Annotated in this window: 13 protein-coding genes and 1 pseudogene; 9 read left to right on the forward strand and 5 right to left on the reverse strand. The window is 75.7% G+C overall.

The window, feature by feature from the left end:
* Window positions 1–145 precede the first annotated feature (145 nt).
* The 7 genes from ACFV04_RS29250 (at window position 146) to ACFV04_RS29280 (ending at window position 8,414) form a co-directional block, all read left to right on the forward strand.
* Window positions 146–712 carry a GNAT family N-acetyltransferase gene (locus ACFV04_RS29250; protein WP_380344327.1) on the forward strand — a complete coding sequence of 189 codons (567 nt, stop codon included), beginning with the start codon at window positions 146–148 and terminating at the stop codon, window positions 710–712.
* A 232-nt stretch (window positions 713–944) separates the two neighbouring features.
* Window positions 945–2,681, forward strand: coding sequence for a glycosyltransferase family 2 protein (locus ACFV04_RS29255; protein ID WP_380344324.1), 1,737 nt, complete (start codon window positions 945–947; stop codon window positions 2,679–2,681).
* Between the two features lie 281 nt (window positions 2,682–2,962).
* Entirely contained in the window at window positions 2,963–5,128 is a 2,166-nt protein-coding gene (locus tag ACFV04_RS29260; protein WP_380533615.1) for an acyltransferase family protein, read from the forward strand.
* A 775-nt stretch (window positions 5,129–5,903) separates the two neighbouring features.
* Window positions 5,904–6,134, forward strand: coding sequence for a hypothetical protein (locus tag ACFV04_RS29265; protein WP_380344319.1), 231 nt, complete (start codon window positions 5,904–5,906; stop codon window positions 6,132–6,134).
* Window positions 6,135–6,194: 60 nt separating this feature from the next.
* Entirely contained in the window at window positions 6,195–6,710 is a 516-nt protein-coding gene (locus ACFV04_RS29270) for a hypothetical protein (RefSeq protein WP_380533617.1), read from the forward strand.
* Window positions 6,707–7,387, forward strand: a complete 681-nt coding sequence (locus tag ACFV04_RS29275) for a class I SAM-dependent methyltransferase (RefSeq protein ID WP_380533619.1) — start codon at window positions 6,707–6,709, stop codon at window positions 7,385–7,387. The genes ACFV04_RS29270 and ACFV04_RS29275 overlap by 4 nt, the downstream gene beginning before the upstream one ends.
* Before the next feature lie 211 nt (window positions 7,388–7,598).
* On the forward strand, window positions 7,599–8,414 hold the full coding sequence (locus ACFV04_RS29280; RefSeq protein WP_380344312.1) for a hypothetical protein: 816 nt from the start codon (window positions 7,599–7,601) through the stop codon (window positions 8,412–8,414).
* A gap of 51 nt (window positions 8,415–8,465) precedes the next feature.
* Here the strand turns inward: ACFV04_RS29280 and ACFV04_RS29285 are convergent, their stop codons facing one another.
* The 5 genes from ACFV04_RS29285 to ACFV04_RS29305 all read right to left on the reverse strand — a co-directional run bounded on the left by ACFV04_RS29285 (window position 8,466) and on the right by ACFV04_RS29305 (window position 12,546).
* Window positions 8,466–8,636, reverse strand: a complete 171-nt coding sequence (locus tag ACFV04_RS29285) for a hypothetical protein (RefSeq protein WP_380344309.1) — start codon at window positions 8,634–8,636, stop codon at window positions 8,466–8,468.
* 258 nt (window positions 8,637–8,894) lie between these two features.
* A complete protein-coding gene (locus ACFV04_RS29290; protein WP_380533622.1) occupies window positions 8,895–9,950 on the reverse strand; it encodes an SDR family oxidoreductase in 1,056 nt (351 codons plus the stop codon).
* Between the two features lie 178 nt (window positions 9,951–10,128).
* Window positions 10,129–10,704: a TetR/AcrR family transcriptional regulator gene (locus ACFV04_RS29295; RefSeq protein WP_380344304.1), complete on the reverse strand. Its 576-nt coding sequence runs from the start codon at window positions 10,702–10,704 to the stop codon at window positions 10,129–10,131.
* A gap of 68 nt (window positions 10,705–10,772) precedes the next feature.
* Window positions 10,773–11,396: a histidine phosphatase family protein gene (locus ACFV04_RS29300; RefSeq protein WP_380344301.1), complete on the reverse strand. Its 624-nt coding sequence runs from the start codon at window positions 11,394–11,396 to the stop codon at window positions 10,773–10,775.
* Window positions 11,397–11,559: 163 nt separating this feature from the next.
* Window positions 11,560–12,546 (reverse strand): aldo/keto reductase, encoded by a 987-nt coding sequence (locus ACFV04_RS29305; RefSeq protein WP_380533624.1) that lies wholly within the window; start codon window positions 12,544–12,546, stop codon window positions 11,560–11,562.
* A 73-nt stretch (window positions 12,547–12,619) separates the two neighbouring features.
* On the opposite strand from ACFV04_RS29305, the gene ACFV04_RS29310 reads away from it, so the two are divergent.
* Together ACFV04_RS29310 and ACFV04_RS29315 are read left to right on the forward strand one after the other, a co-directional pair.
* Complete coding sequence (locus tag ACFV04_RS29310; RefSeq protein WP_380344295.1) at window positions 12,620–13,612, forward strand: ArsR/SmtB family transcription factor; 993 nt, start codon at window positions 12,620–12,622, stop codon at window positions 13,610–13,612.
* A gap of 86 nt (window positions 13,613–13,698) precedes the next feature.
* A pseudogene (locus ACFV04_RS29315) lies at window positions 13,699–13,931 on the forward strand (peptidase S12); the annotation flags it as partial.

Here is a 13,931-nt window from a genome sequence, read left to right on the forward strand (position 1 = left end):
TGTCACAGCTGCCGGAACGCCGCCACCGGCACCGCGCGTTGCCGGTCTTGCCGATCCCGGACCCGGGGGCCTTCCGCGCGCTGTGGCACGATGCCCGCGTGCCGGCCGTCACGGGCGGCACCCAGCACGGAGGAGAGGACCAGCCATGACCGAGACCGCCCACGACACCGACCGGCCCGTCGGGGAGCCCGTCTTCCGGCCCGCCACGCCCGCCGACGTCCCGGCCCTGGTCGAGCTGGTCGAGTCCGCCTACCGGGGTGACTCCAGCCGCGCCGGGTGGACCACCGAGGCCGACCTGCTGGCCGGGCGGCGGACCAACCCCGAGGCCGTCGCGGAGGCCGTCGGTCACGCCGAGGGGCTGGTGCTGCTGGCCGAGCAGGGCGGCGCGCTGGTCGCCTGCTGCCAGTTGGAGCGGCGCGGCGACCGGGCCTACTTCGGGATGTTCTCGGTGCGCCCCGGCCTGCAGGGCGGCGGGGTCGGCCGGGCCGTCCTCGCCGAGGCCGAGCGGCTGGCCGGCGAGGAGTGGGGCGTCGGCGCGATGGAGATGACGGTGATCGAGCAGCGCGACGAGCTGATCGCCTGGTACGAGCGCCGCGGGTTCCGGCGGACCGGGGAGTTCAGCCCGTTCCCGTACGGCGACGAGCGGTTCGGCATCCCGCTGCGGCCGGACCTGCGGTTCGAGCACCTGGTCAAGGAGCTGAAGGCCTCCTGAGGAGTTCGGCAAGACGTCCCGGGGCGAGCCCCGAGTCCGGTCCGGTCAACGGTCCGCACTCGGGGCTCGGTTCAGTTCCGCTGGAGTTGAAGCGGCAGGTGATGCGGCGTCAAGTCGCTGAACTGGGGCGATGCGGAGATGTCATACCTCGTTCATGATTGGTCTAGGCCAATGTGAGAGGCTGAGGACGAACGGCCACGTTCCGTCCGATGCCCAGGGGGGCCACTTCCGCATGCCCGTACTCCATGGCACCGCCATGCCCGCACCCGACGCCGGTCCGCGCCGGACACCCGCGGACCCCGACCTGCGCCTGCCCGCCCCGCCCGACGACGAGGAGCTCTACTGGTACTTCGGCCCGCAGCGCCGCTGGGTCCTGCTCTGCGCCACCCTCTCCTACGCGGGAGCCACCGCCACGCTCGGCCTGTTCGCCCTCAGCAAGCCGCTGCTCTGGCCGTTCCTGGTGCTCACCGTGCTCAACGCGGCCACCTGGCTGCTCTCGCTCACCGACGGCCAGCGCGCCCGCCGCTTCACCCGCGACTCGCACGACCTGCTGATGCGCGCCTGGCAGCCCGCCCGCCACCCCGGCGTCGACCTGCTGCTGCCCACCGCCGGCGAACCGCTGGCCGTCCTCGACAACGCCTACCGCCACACCGCCGCCGTCCGGTGGCCCGGCGAGCTCACCGTCCTGGTCCTCGACGACGCCGACCGCCCCGAGGTGCGCGAACTCGCCGAGTCCTACGGCTTCGAGTACCGCGCCCGCCCCGACCGGGGCCGCTTCAAGAAGGCCGGCAACCTCAACCACGGCCTGGCCGAGGGCACCGGCGAGGTCATCGCCGTCCTGGACGCCGACTTCTGCCCCCGCCCCGACTTCCTGCACCACCTGGTGCCCTACCTCGACAACCCCGAGGTCGGCATCGTGCAGAGCCCGCAGTGCTTCGACACGGACGCGAACATGTCCTGGCTCGAACGCGCCGCGGGAGCCACCCAGGAGATCTTCTACCGCTGGATCCAGCCCTCCCGGGACGCACAGGACGGCACCGTCTGCTGCGGCACCAACGCCCTCTACCGCCGCGCCGCACTGCAGCGGATCGGCGGCTTCGCCGAGATCGACCACAGCGAGGACCTCTACACCGGCCTCGCCCTCGCCCGCGCCGGCTGGGCCACCCGCTACGTGCCCGCACTGGTCGCCAAGGGCATGTCGCCCACCGGCCTGCCCGCCTTCATCAGCCAGCAGTACCGCTGGTGCCTCGGCTCCCTGGCCCTCGTCCGCGACCCGGACTTCCGCAAGGGACCGCTGCCGCGCTCCGCCCGGCTCTGCTTCTGGAACGGCATCCTCGGCTACCTCACCAGCGCGGTGAACGTCTTCGCCGTGCCGCTGCCCGCCCTGATCATGCTGTACTTCCGGCCCGAGGAGATCGAACCCTGGCAGGTGCTCCCCTTCCTCCCGCCGATCTGGGTCGCCCTCGTCCTGCTGCCCGCGATGTCCCGCACCCGCTGGCGCTTCGAGGTCACCCGCGTCCAACTCCTCGGCGGGCTCTGCCACGTGGTCGCCATCGCGCACGCGCTGCGCCGCCGCTCCGCCGACTGGGTGCCCACCGGCGCCGTGTCGGGCGGCAGTTCACTCGCCCGCGCGGTCGCCCGGATCGGGGTCGGCTGGCTGGGGATCGTCGTCCTGGCCGGCGCCGCCGGACTGGTCCGCGCCGCCCTGCTGCACGGCTGGCGGCCGTACTGGGCGCTCGCCCTGCTGCTCGGGCTCACCGCGTACACCGCGATCCCGCTGATCCGCTCCCTGTGGCCGCTCCTGAACGGCTCGAACGGTGGCAAGGGTGCCACCGTCGGCGAGGTCGCCGCACCCGCCCGGAGCCGCTCCGACCTCGGGTTCGGCCACGCCGAGGCCGTCGCCGTCACCGCCGTGCTGCTGCTCTGCGGGCTGCTGGCGTCGGGCTGGGCCGATCCGATGTTCTTCTGACCCTTCCTCTCCGAGTCGCCGTCGACTCCGCCACACCGACGGATCACTGACTTTCCTTGCGCGTCGCCCCACCGGCGCGGACACCGCCCGGCCGCCCCATCGGCCCGGCGGGCCAGACCACCGCTGCCAGCCCTGCAAGGAGCGCCGCCGTGTCAACGGCCGTCCCGCCTTCGTCCGCACCTTCCGCATCTTCCGCACCCGGACCCGCACCGGCTCCCGGAGCCGCACCCGCACCGGCTCCCGGACCCGGACCCGTCGACCTGCTTCCCGAGGTCGTCCGGGTGGACCGGGAACTCGCCGCCCCCGAGGGAGCCACCGTCGCCGAGACCGGGCCACCCCGCCGGCGCGCCGCCTTCCGCCCCGACATCGAAGGGCTGCGCGGCATCGCCGTGCTGTCCGTCCTCGCCTTCCACTCCGCCGTACCCGGCCTGACCGGCGGCTACGTCGGCGTCGACGTCTTCTTCGTCATCTCCGGCTTCCTCATCACCGGCCTGCTGACCAACCGCCCGCTCGGCCTGTGGGACTTCGCCGCCCGCCGCGCCCGGCGCATCCTGCCCGCCGCCGCCACCGTCCTGGTCGCCACCGCCGTCGCCGGCGGCGCCCTGCTCGATCCGCTGCGCGGCACCGACCTCGCCCGCGACCTGATCGCCGCCGCCGGCCAGTTCGCCAACTGGCGCTTCGTCGGCCGACAGACCGACTACCTGGCCGCCGAACAGGCCCCCAGCCCGCTGCAGCACTTCTGGTCACTCGGCGTGGAGAACCAGTTCTACCTGTTGTGGGGCGTCCTGCTGCTCGGCCTCGCCCGCTACCTGCACGGGCGCCGCCGCACCCTCGCGATCACCCTCACCACCCTGGGCATCGGCGGCGTCTCGCTGGTGCTGTGCCTGCGCTGGACGCAGACCTCCGCGCCGCTCGCCTACTTCTCCACCGGCAGCCGGCTCTGGGAGTTCGCCGCCGGCGCCTGCGCGGCCCTGCTCGGCGGCGCGCTCGCCACCCGCACCGGGCGGGCCCCCGTACGGTGGTCGCTGCGGCTGACCGGCTGGCTCGGCCTGGCCGCCGTCGCGGCGCCGGTCCTGCTGTACGACCGCGACACGCCGTTCCCCGGCACCGCCGCGCTGCTGCCCGTCCTCGGCACCGCCGCCGTGCTGCTCGCCGGACACGGCCCGCTCCGCGCCGGCGACGCCGGACGGCTCCTCGCCACCCGCCCGCTGCGTGCCGCCGGACGCCTGTCGTACGCGTGGTACCTCTGGCACTGGCCGGTGCTGACCATCGCCCAGGCCCGGTACGGCGCGCTGCCCTGGACCACCCTGCTCGCGCTCACCGCGGCCGCCGCGCTGCCCGCCTGGCTCACCCTGCGCCTGGTGGAACAGCCGCTGCGGTACGGCAGCAGCCCGGCGCCCCGGCGTGGGCTCGCGGTCGGCGCCAGCGCCCTGGTGATCCCGCTGATCGCCGCGCTCACCCTCGGCGGCGGCACCGTCCGCGCCCTCGGCGGGGCCGCCGACGCCCCCGGCGCGGCCCCCGCCGGAGCCGCCGACGGGCCCGGACTGCTCGCCCCCGGCACCCGGGTGCTCGCCCTGACCCCCTCGCTCGCCCGCGCCCGGCAGGACTTCCCGCCCGGGAAGGGCTGTGAGATCCCGCTCAACGCCGACAGCAGTCCGCGCTGCCTCTTCGGCGCCGAGGACAGCCCCGACCGGATCGTGCTGCTCGGTGACTCGCACGCCGGGCAGTGGATCTCCGCCGCACTCGCCCTGGCCGAGCAGCGGCACTGGGCCCTGGAGGTGCTGGTCAAGCCCGGTTGCCCGCTGGCCACGCTCACCGTGCGCAACAACGTCCTCGGCCGCACCTTCGACGAGTGCGACCGCTGGCGCGAGAACACCCTGACCCGGCTCACCTCCGGACCCACGCCGCGCCTCGTCCTGATGGCCGGCCTCAACCGCTACGGGAGCCAGGAGGAACGCACCGAGGGGTGGACCCGCACCCTCGACCGCCTGACCGCGCTCGGCGCCCCGCTCGCCTACCTCGGCGACACCCCGATGCCGGGCAAGGACATCCCGACCTGCCTGGCCGCCTCCGACGGGCGCTCCGACGCCTGCTTCTTCCCGCGCGAGACCGCCTTCGAGCCCGACCCGCTGCTCGACGGCGGCCTCGCCGCCCGGTACGGCGTCCGGACCCTGGACCTCGGTCCGCTGCTCTGCCCCGGCGCCGGGCCCTCCTGCCCGGCGGTGCTGGAGGGCGTGGTGCTGTACCGGGACACCGGGCACATCACCGACACGCTGGCGCGGGTGCTGGCGCCCCGGCTGGACAAGGGACTGCTGGGGGTGGCCGGGGAACCGGCGGTCACCGGCGGGTCGGCGGTTCCGACCGCTCCGGGCAGGTCGGCTGCTCCGGGCGGGTCGGCGGTTCCCGGTGCGTCAGGGGGTGCGGGCGCTCCGGCGGCTCACCCGTAGAGGCCGCGGCACAAGCGGGCCTGCTCCGAGCCGGCCGGCCAGCGGCCGATGCGTTCGGCCTGGTCACAGATGGTGCCCGGGCCGGCGCTCGGCAACGACCCACCAGAACCCGGCCCGGCCTGGGCGGGCGCGCCCGACGTGCCGCGGGCCGGGCCGGTGGTGTGCGGGCTGTGGCCGGGTTTCGGACGCGGGCTCGCCGACGCGTGCCGGGCCTCGGCGCCCGCCGGGTCGGCCGATTCGGCGGCTGCCGACGCCGACGCGCCTGTCGTGTCCGTGCCTGTCGCGCCCGCCGTGCCTGTCGTGCCCATCGTGCCGCCCGCCGGGACCGGGGCGGGCAGCGGCGAGGGCGCCGGCGTGGCCGGCAACGGGGGCACCGGCCGTAGGTGCGGGCCCGGGTCCGAAGCCGAGGGCGAGGCCTCCGGCAACGACACCACCCGCACCTCGTCGTCCGACCCGGGCCCGCACATCACCAGCACCGAGGCCAGCACCGCACCCGTGCCGACCACCGCGGCCGCCCACACCCTGCGTGAGCGGCGTCTCGGTGCGGCCGGGACGGGCACCGGAGGCGGGGGAGTCGTCGGGACGGGAGGGGGCTGCCACGCGTTCTGCGGCCACTGCCACTGCCCTCCGGTGGGGTGCCCAGTCATCTGCTCGTCCTTCCAGCGGCCCCCCGAGTCTGCCTTTCCGTGCTCAACGAGCGCGCCGACGCCGGGACATGACCCGGAAGAGGGGTCTGAACGGGCGTTGGTTGCCACCGCGCCACATGCTTGGGGTCATGGAGACCAACAGCACGACCGCACCCCTGGTCGACGTGGCCGAGTTCCGGACGGACAGCCGCTACCGCCTCGTCCACTTCGAGGGCCACGGCTGGGAGCCGCTCGCGCCCGAGGAGTTCGAGCCGCGCATCCACCAGCTCTTCCCCGACCTCGACCCGCGTGACCCGCAGCGCGTCCACTGGGCCGACCGCCCCTGGGAATGGCCCGCCTGGCACCCCGGCGAGGCCTGAGCCCGTCCCCGCGCGATGGCGGTGCGCTCACCGCGGCCAGGACTTCGTTAGGCTGAGCGGGTGAGTGTGGATCACTTCTGGTGCCGCCTGCCCGGCCCGGTCGTGGACACCTGTTCGCCGGAGGAACTCGGCGAACTCGTGCCCCGGGACCGCGACGTCCGGTACGACCGGCTGGCCGCCGCCGGGCTCGCCCTCGGAGTCCGGCGCACCGCCGCGCTGATGGAACTCGCGCTCACCGAGAACGGCCTGCACCCCGACCCCGCCGCCCGGCTCCCCGTCTACGGCGGCGGGCGGCGCGAACCCGGCACCGAGACGCTGGTGATGAGCCCCGACCAGGTCGCGGCCGCCTCCACCTTCCTGCGCGACTCGGCCCTCGGCGAACTCGTCCGCCAGCAGCACAGCGTCCTCGCCCGTACCGTCGCCCGCCTCGGCCACCCGACGCCCTGGTCCGAGTCCGTGGCCGCCCGGGTCGTCGACGATCTGCGCGACCTGCGGGACTTCTTCGCGGGCGCGGCCGCCGCCGGAGACGCGGTCGTCGTCCGGGGAAGCGACCCGAGCGCCAAGGAGACGACGTGAACGACGCCAACGACGTGGACGGCGCGAACGACGCGATCGACGTGAACGATGCGATCGACGTGAACGCCGTGAACGATGCCCCGGCGGGCACGGCGGGATACGGCGAGGCCGCCGAACAACTCGCCGTCCAGTACGAGAGCGTGAGCTTCGCCGAGGTCCACCGCGAACTGCGCCACCTCTACCCGACGCCACCCGCCGCCGTCCTCGACGTCGGCGCCGGCACCGGCCGCGACGCCGCCGCCCTTGCCGCCCTCGGCCACCGGGTCGTGGCCGCCGAGCCGACCCCCGAACTCCGCGCCATCGGCGAACGGTTGCACGCGGCGGCCGGCATCCGGTGGGTCGCCGACGCCCTGCCCGGGCTGCCCCGGCTCACCGCCGCTCGGGAACGCTACGACCTCGTGCTGCTCACCGCCGTCTGGATGCACCTCGCCCCCTCCGAGCGTCCACCCGCCATGGACGCCCTCGCCGCCCTCCTCGCCCCCGGCGGCCGCCTCGCCCTCACCCTGCGCCACGGCCCCGTCCCGCCCGGGCGCCGCATGTTCGACCTCCCGCCCGAGCACACCGTCGACCTCGCCGCCGCCCGCGGCCTGCACCTCGTCCACCGCTCCACCCGCCCCGACCTGCACGGGCGCGACGGGGTGCACTGGACGTCGCTGGTCCTCGAACGTCCTCGCTGATCCGGCGTCCCCGCTGATCCCGCGTCCTCGCTGATCCGGTGGCTCGCGGCGCTCGTCTCCGAGGATCCGCCAGGTTCGGTGGCGCAGGTCAACACAGCGCATTCGCAGAGGAGTTCCTCGTGCCGGATTCGCACGGGGACGTCCGGAACTCGATGTCGGGCGTGACGGCCCGGATCGCCCTCCAGGGCAGATCGCGAACGTCACGGTCACCGTGCCCCCGGCCCCGGAGCAGTCCCCGGCCCCGGGGCAGGCCGAGGAGGTCCAGGTCGCGCTGCCGGACCTGCGGCACTGCGTGGCCGCGCTCGGCGTCCCGCCCGAGCAGGCCGACACCGCGGTCGACCGGCTCCACCGGACGGGTACCGAGGACGGGCCCTTGCGGCCGAGTCCGGTCACTGCGCCGCCCGACCGGCTCGCCGAGCTGGAGGCGTTCGCCGTGCACCTCCGCTGCTTCGCGCGCCCGGAACAGACCCTGCTCAGGCGGAAGCTCTATCCGAGCAGGGGCAAGCTCGACGAGACGTACGGACCGCTCGGTCACCGGCTGGGCGTCACCGATCACCCGGCCGAACGGTTCCGCCTTCTGCACCGGCACCTGGCCGCGCAGCGCCGCCTGGCATTCGGCCCGGCCCTCCTGCTGTCGGGCGAGGCACTGCCCGGGGACGACACGTCCTGGCTCTACTTCCACGGCACGTTCTCACTGACGGATGCCACCCGGTCGAGCATGGCGCGGGCCGTGGGCGCCCGCAGGTGGGGAAAGGGCACCACCGCCGGTGAGGTGGCTGCCGAGATCTTCCTGTCGCCCGATCCGAGGACCGTTCCGCTGCTGGAATTCGAGGGCTCGATCGGCCCGCACCGGGTCTCCATGGTGCTGTCCCGGGGCTACCTGCCGTACGACTCCCTCACGTACGGGCACCTCACGCGGGTGGTGGACGGCCGTGAGCCGGTGCTGCGCGGATTCGGCACCGTCGACCCGGCCGACGACGAGATCCGCCCGATCGTGCTCCGGGCGTACGGTCCCCGCTACGACTGAGGCGCGCCGGGTCAGGCCCGTCCCCGGGCACCCCTCGCCGGTGGCCCGCCGTCAGCGGCGGCCGGGGCGGACGGTCCCGATCGAGGGCTGCGGGTGGGCGCCGACCTCCTCGGTGAGGTCCGCGAGCACCTCGGGCGGTTCGGTGCCGTCCCGCACCGCCGGCACGCAGTCCCCGGCCCGGGTGAGACTCAGCCGCGGCGCCCGGCCGCGCGGGTGGGCCATCGCGGCGACCGTCCCGCCGGACCGCGCGAGCGTGCGGACAGCGGCGGCCGGCGGGTCGGGCGGGCGGATGCCCCGGACCCGGCGGAGGTGGCGCGCCGCCCGGCCCCGGTGAACAGCAGGCAGTCGGGGACGTGGTGGACGCTGCCGTCCGTCCGGTCCACCAGGCAGGGGTGGTTGCCCGCCGGCGCGTGGTGGAAGTCGCCGGTGCGGGCGAACCCGGCGGTGTTCCGGTGGGCGGGCCGACGTCCCGGGTGGTGCTCAGGCAGCGCCGAAGCCCTCCTCGACGAGTCGGGTGGCCCACCTGGTCAGGGCGGGGGTGAGGGGCGGGTGGTCGATGCCCGCCGCGGTGGCCAGGCGGTCGGCGGAGGTGGTGTCGTACCGGTCCTCGGAGAGGAAGGTGAGGGTCTCCGGGTCGGCGCCGGTCAGGGCACGGGGGAGGCGGCGGACGAGGGGGACGGGGATCAGGCCGCGGGGCGGGCGGACGCCGAGGTGGGCGGCGAGGAGGGCGATCAGGTCGGGGAGGAGGGGGGTCGCGGGGTCGAGGACGGTGTGGGCCAGGACGGGGTCGTGGTCGTGGTCGGGCACGACGGCCAGGAAGCGGGCCAGGTGGTCGACGGTGACGACGGGCAGGAAGGTGCGCCGGGTGCCCGGCAGCAGGGGGAGCCGGCCGCGGTGGAGTTGGCGGACCAACTGGGCCGGGCCGAGGTACTGGCCGGCCTCGCCGGTGCGCGAGTGGCCGATGACGCTGCTCGGGTTGACGGTGGTGAGCGGCACACCGAGGCGGGGCGCGGTGACGCGGACGGCGGCGTCGCCGAGCTGCTTGGAGGCCTCGTACGCGCCGAGCCGGGAGTGGAGCGCGGCGGTGGTGCGCTCGTCGAGGGGGTACCGGGGGGCCGGGTCACGGCCGACGCGGTAGCCGGAGAGGTGGACCAGACGGCGCAGCCGGGGCCGGGTCGCGGACCACCGCAGTGCGTGCAGCGCGCCGTGGACGTTGGGGGGTTCGGCCTGGGCGCGGGTGAGGCCGAAGGCGTAGCGGGCAGCGAGGTTGTGGACGTCGCGGACCTCGGTGAGCCGCGCGTCGTCCTCGGGGGCGAGGCCGAGGCCGGGGCGGGTGAGGTCGGCGGTGACGGTGGTCAGGGCGGTGGTGTCGGCGTCGTGCTCGCGGAGCCAGTGGCGGAGGGCGGCGGTGCCGCCGGTGTCGCGGACGCCGGCGGCCACGCGCTCGCCGCGGGTGAGGAGTTCGAGGACGAGCCAGCGGCCGAGGAAACCGGTGGCGCCGAGGACGAGCGTGCGGGGCGGCGGGACGGGTGGCATCGTGCGCTCCAGGCGTCGGTAATCAGTAGACCGGTCTGCATATTTTTTGGCCAGGGGAAGGTGTGCCACCGACCGGCCGCGGTGCACCGGTCGACCACGGTGCGCCGGTCGGCGGCGGCGTGTCGATCGAGAGCGGGGTGCGGATCGAGGGCGGCGTGCCCGCCGAGGGTGGCGCCGCCTACGCGCGGCCGAGCAGGTGCCGGACGGCGTGCCGGGCGTGGTCCAGCGGTTCGCGGCTGCGCCGGACGGAGGCGAGCAGGACCGCGCCCTCCAGCAGGGCGAGGGTCTGGCCGGCGGCGGTCTCGGCCGCGTCCGGGCCGAAGCCCTCGGCCGTGAGCCGGCCGGCCAGCACCTGCTGCCAGCTCGCGTACACCTCGGCGCAGACGGTCCGCAGCGGCTCGTTGGTGCCCGCCGTCTCCAGGGCGACGGTCGCGATCGGGCAGCCGCTGGTGTAGTCGGACTGCGTCAGGCGCTCGGCGAAGGCCTCGACGAGCCGCTCGGCGAGGGTGGCGGTGTCCGCGCCCCCGGAGGCGAGTTCGGCGAGCAGCGCCTCGACCTCCTGGCCGGCCTCGGTGAGCGCGGCCGCCACCAACTGGTCCTTGCCGCCGGGGAAGTGGAAGTAGAGCGAGCCGCGCGGCGCGCCGGTGGCGGCCACGATCTGGTTGAGGCCGGTCCCGAAGTAGCCCTTGGCCTCGATCAGTTCCCTGGTGCCGGCGATCAGCCGGGCCCGGGTCTCCTCGCCCTTGACTCCCATGGGGCCGATAGTAGACCGGTCTGCATATTTCTGTCGACGGTGGATCAGCAACCGGCCGGAGGGCCCGATCAGCAGCGGAACTCCGGTGGGAAGCCCGTCCAGCGCAGCTCCTCCGGAAGGTGGCCCTGGTCGTTCAGCAGCAGGACGGCCGGCGGTCGGCCGGGCGCGTACCGCAGAACGGTCAGGCCGGCGTTGGCGACGTGGAGGCCGAGCCAGCGCCAGGCCGGGGCGTCCAGGGTGTGCCGGACCAGCCAGGCCACCAGGAAGGCGTGGGTGACCACCAGCTCGTGCCGCTCCTCGCGGCCCGCCACCGGGCCGGTGAACCGCTCGACCGCCCGCGGCGCCAGCACCGCACCGCTCTCGCACTCCTCCGGCGTGGCGTGCGAGAGGAACGTCAGCAGGAAGTCCGCGCTGTCCGGGGGGAGTTCGGCCCGCTCGGGCAGGTACGGGACCCAGTCCCCGGCCTCGTCGCACACCGTCGGCTCCACACCGCCCAGTTGCTCCGCGGCCAGGTGCGCGGTCTGCGCGGCCCGGGGCAGCGGGCCGTGGTGCACCGCGGTGATCGGCCGGCCCGCCAGCCGCCGGCCGAGCAGGACGGCCTGCCGGCGTCCGGTGTCGCTGAGCCCGCTGCCGTCGGGCGCGGCCTCGCCGTGGCGGGCCAGGTAGAGGTAACGGGTGGCGAGTTCGGTCATGCTCCGGGTCTCCTCGATGATGATCGCTGTCAGGTCATCCCGGAGTGACGCCGTCCGGGCCCGCCCGGTTCCGGCCCCGCCCGGTGCGGGGCGCCTGGTGCTGGGCGCCCGGCGAGGGACGCCTGGTGAGGGGCGACCGGGGCGGGCCGCGGCCGCCCGCGACTCAGCTGGTCCGGGCCGCGGCCGTGTGGGCCTGGTCGATCAGGGCCAGCTCCTCGGCCGACAGCCGCAGGGCGCCTGCGGCGATGTTGTCCTCCAGGTGCGCCACGTCGCCGGTGCCCGGGATGGCCAGGACGTGCGGGCCGCGGTGCAGCGTCCAGGCCAGCCGCACCTGCGCGGTGCTCACCCCGCGGGCCTCGGCGACCGCCCGCACCTGGTCGGGCTCGGCCACGCCGGCGCCGTCCTCCCGCCCCGCGCCCGCGATCGCGTAGAAGGGGACGAAGGCGATGCCCAGCTCGCCGCAGAGGCGCAGCACCTCGTCCTGCGCGGCCGAGGCGCCGATGCCGTACGGGTTCTGGACGCAGACCACGGGCGCGATGGACCGCGCCTCGGCCAGCTGGTGCGGGTGGACGTTGGAGAGCCCGAGCCGGCGGATCAGCCCGGCCTGGCGCAACTCGGCCAGCGCGCCGAAGCGTTCGGCGACGGAGTCGGTGCCGAGGATCCGCAGGTTGACCAGGTCGAGGTGGTCGCGGCCGAGCTGGCGCAGGTTCTGCTCGACCTGGGCGCGCAACTGCTCGGGGGTGCGGGCGTGCTCCACCCAGTGGCCGTCGATGCCGCGGCCCGGGCCGACCTTGGTGGCGATCACCAGGTCGTCGGTGTAGGGCGCGAGCGCCTGGTTGACCAACTCGTTGGCGGAGCGCAGCGGGGAGAAGTAGAAGGCGGCGGTGTCGATGTGGTTGACGCCGAGTTCGACCGCGCGGCGCAGCACCCGTAGGGCCTGCTCGCGGTCACGCGGCACGGCGTGCGGGACCAGCGCCGGGCCGGTCTGCGGCAGGCGCATCGTGCCGAAGCCGATGCGGTGGACGGCGCGGTCGCCGAGGGTCCAGGTACCGGAGGCGGCGGCGGTGACGGGCGTGGTGGGGGCAGTGGTCACGGGGGTCGAGGCGGCGGCGGTGACGGGCGTGGTGGGGGCAGTGGTCTCCGAAGTCATGCCGATCATGATCGTTGCTGCACTAGCCTGACCGCCAACGATTCGGACATGTGTGAATCCACGGGGGTGGGCCTTGGCGGCCGAGCTGTCGTTCACGGCGGGCGACCTGGCGCGGATGCGCTTCGCGGTCTCCCCGATGTGGGAGGTCGGCCCGAGCCTGCGGCTGCTGCGCTCGGGCCTCGCCCACCCCGTCCACCGGCCCTGGGCGGAGCAGGTGCGCCCCCGGCTGGCGGCGCTCGGCCCGGCGTACGCGCTGCTGGCCGAGCTCGTCCCGCCCGCCGGGTACGTGCCGGACTTCATCAACCCGGCCCCGGCCGGGCCCGCCCCCGCACTGGCGGAGGAACTGGCGGCGATCCGGGCCACCCCGGCCGAGCGGGTCCGCCGCGACCTCGACCGGCTGCGGGACGGCGGGGGCCGGCTGGGCCCCCGGCTGCGCGCCCTGTACGGCGACCCGGCGGGCGGCCTGGGCCGGCTCACCGAGGCCGTCGAGGCGTACTGGGAGCTCGCGCTCGCCCCGTACTGGGCGCGGATCCGGGCCGTCCTGGACGCGGACGTGCTGCACCGCGCCCGGCAGGCCGCCGAGCACGGCTCGGCACGGGTGCTGAACGACCTGCACGCCGAACTCCGCTGGACGGAGGACACCCTGCGGCTGCGCCACCGCACCCGCCCGTTGCCGGGCCGCACGGCCGGGGCGGGTCTGCTGCTGATCCCGTCCGCCTTCACCGGACCGGCGCTCTACACCCGCCTCGCCCCGCCGGACCCGCTCCAGCTCGCCTACCCGGCGCGCGGGATCGGCAGCCTGTGGGCGACCGCGCCGGCGGCCGGCACCGAGGCCTTGGCCGCCGTCCTCGGCCGCTCCCGCACCCGGCTGCTGACCGAGCTGGCGGCCCCGGCGTCGACGACCGACCTCGCGCGGCGGACCGGGTTGTCGCCCGCGGCGGTGTCCCAGTACCTGACGGCCCTGCGGGACGCCCGTCTGGTCACCGCCCACCGCGCCGGACGGTCGGTGCTGTACGCGCGGACGGCGTCGGCGGAGGTCCTGCTGGCGCCCTTGGGGGCGGGGTGACGGCGCGCTCCCCGGAGACCGCGGGGTCACCCGGGTGTCCGGTGTCGGGGCGGCGGATCCGGCCCGACCGCCGTAGCGTGCGGGGCATGACACCGATGCGGCACCCGCCGTACGTCCTGCCCCCTCGCCGTCGCCGGACCGGCCTCCTCGCCGGGCTGCTCGGCGCCGCCCTCGGCGCGGTCACGCTCACCGGGGCGCCCGGCGGGCCGGGGCGCGGGGGGATCGTCCCCCCCGGCCCCGTCCGGCGCCGCGCGGCCCGGGGGCCCCCCGCCGAGGAAGCGCTCCCCGGGGGCACCCCCGGGGCGCCCCCGCACACCCA

Origin of the sequence: Kitasatospora sp. NPDC059599, from assembly GCF_042735125.1 — a bacterium.
Lineage (GTDB): Bacteria > Actinomycetota > Actinomycetes > Streptomycetales > Streptomycetaceae > Kitasatospora.

Bases quoted from the DNA above. Each gene is read 5' to 3' on its own strand.
- ACFV04_RS29250 (WP_380344327.1), top strand. From the start codon at position 146: ATGACCGAGACCGCCCACGACACCGACCGGCCCGTCGGGGAGCCCGTC.
- ACFV04_RS29255 (WP_380344324.1), top strand. From the start codon at position 945: ATGCCCGTACTCCATGGCACCGCCATGCCCGCACCCGACGCCGGTCCG.
- ACFV04_RS29265 (WP_380344319.1), top strand. From the start codon at position 5,904: ATGGAGACCAACAGCACGACCGCACCCCTGGTCGACGTGGCCGAGTTC.
- ACFV04_RS29285 (WP_380344309.1), bottom strand. From the start codon at position 8,636: ATGGCCCACCCGCGCGGCCGGGCGCCGCGGCTGAGTCTCACCCGGGCC.
- ACFV04_RS29290 (WP_380533622.1), bottom strand. From the start codon at position 9,950: ATGCCACCCGTCCCGCCGCCCCGCACGCTCGTCCTCGGCGCCACCGGT.
- ACFV04_RS29295 (WP_380344304.1), bottom strand. From the start codon at position 10,704: ATGGGAGTCAAGGGCGAGGAGACCCGGGCCCGGCTGATCGCCGGCACC.
- ACFV04_RS29300 (WP_380344301.1), bottom strand. From the start codon at position 11,396: ATGACCGAACTCGCCACCCGTTACCTCTACCTGGCCCGCCACGGCGAG.
- ACFV04_RS29305 (WP_380533624.1), bottom strand. From the start codon at position 12,546: ATGACTTCGGAGACCACTGCCCCCACCACGCCCGTCACCGCCGCCGCC.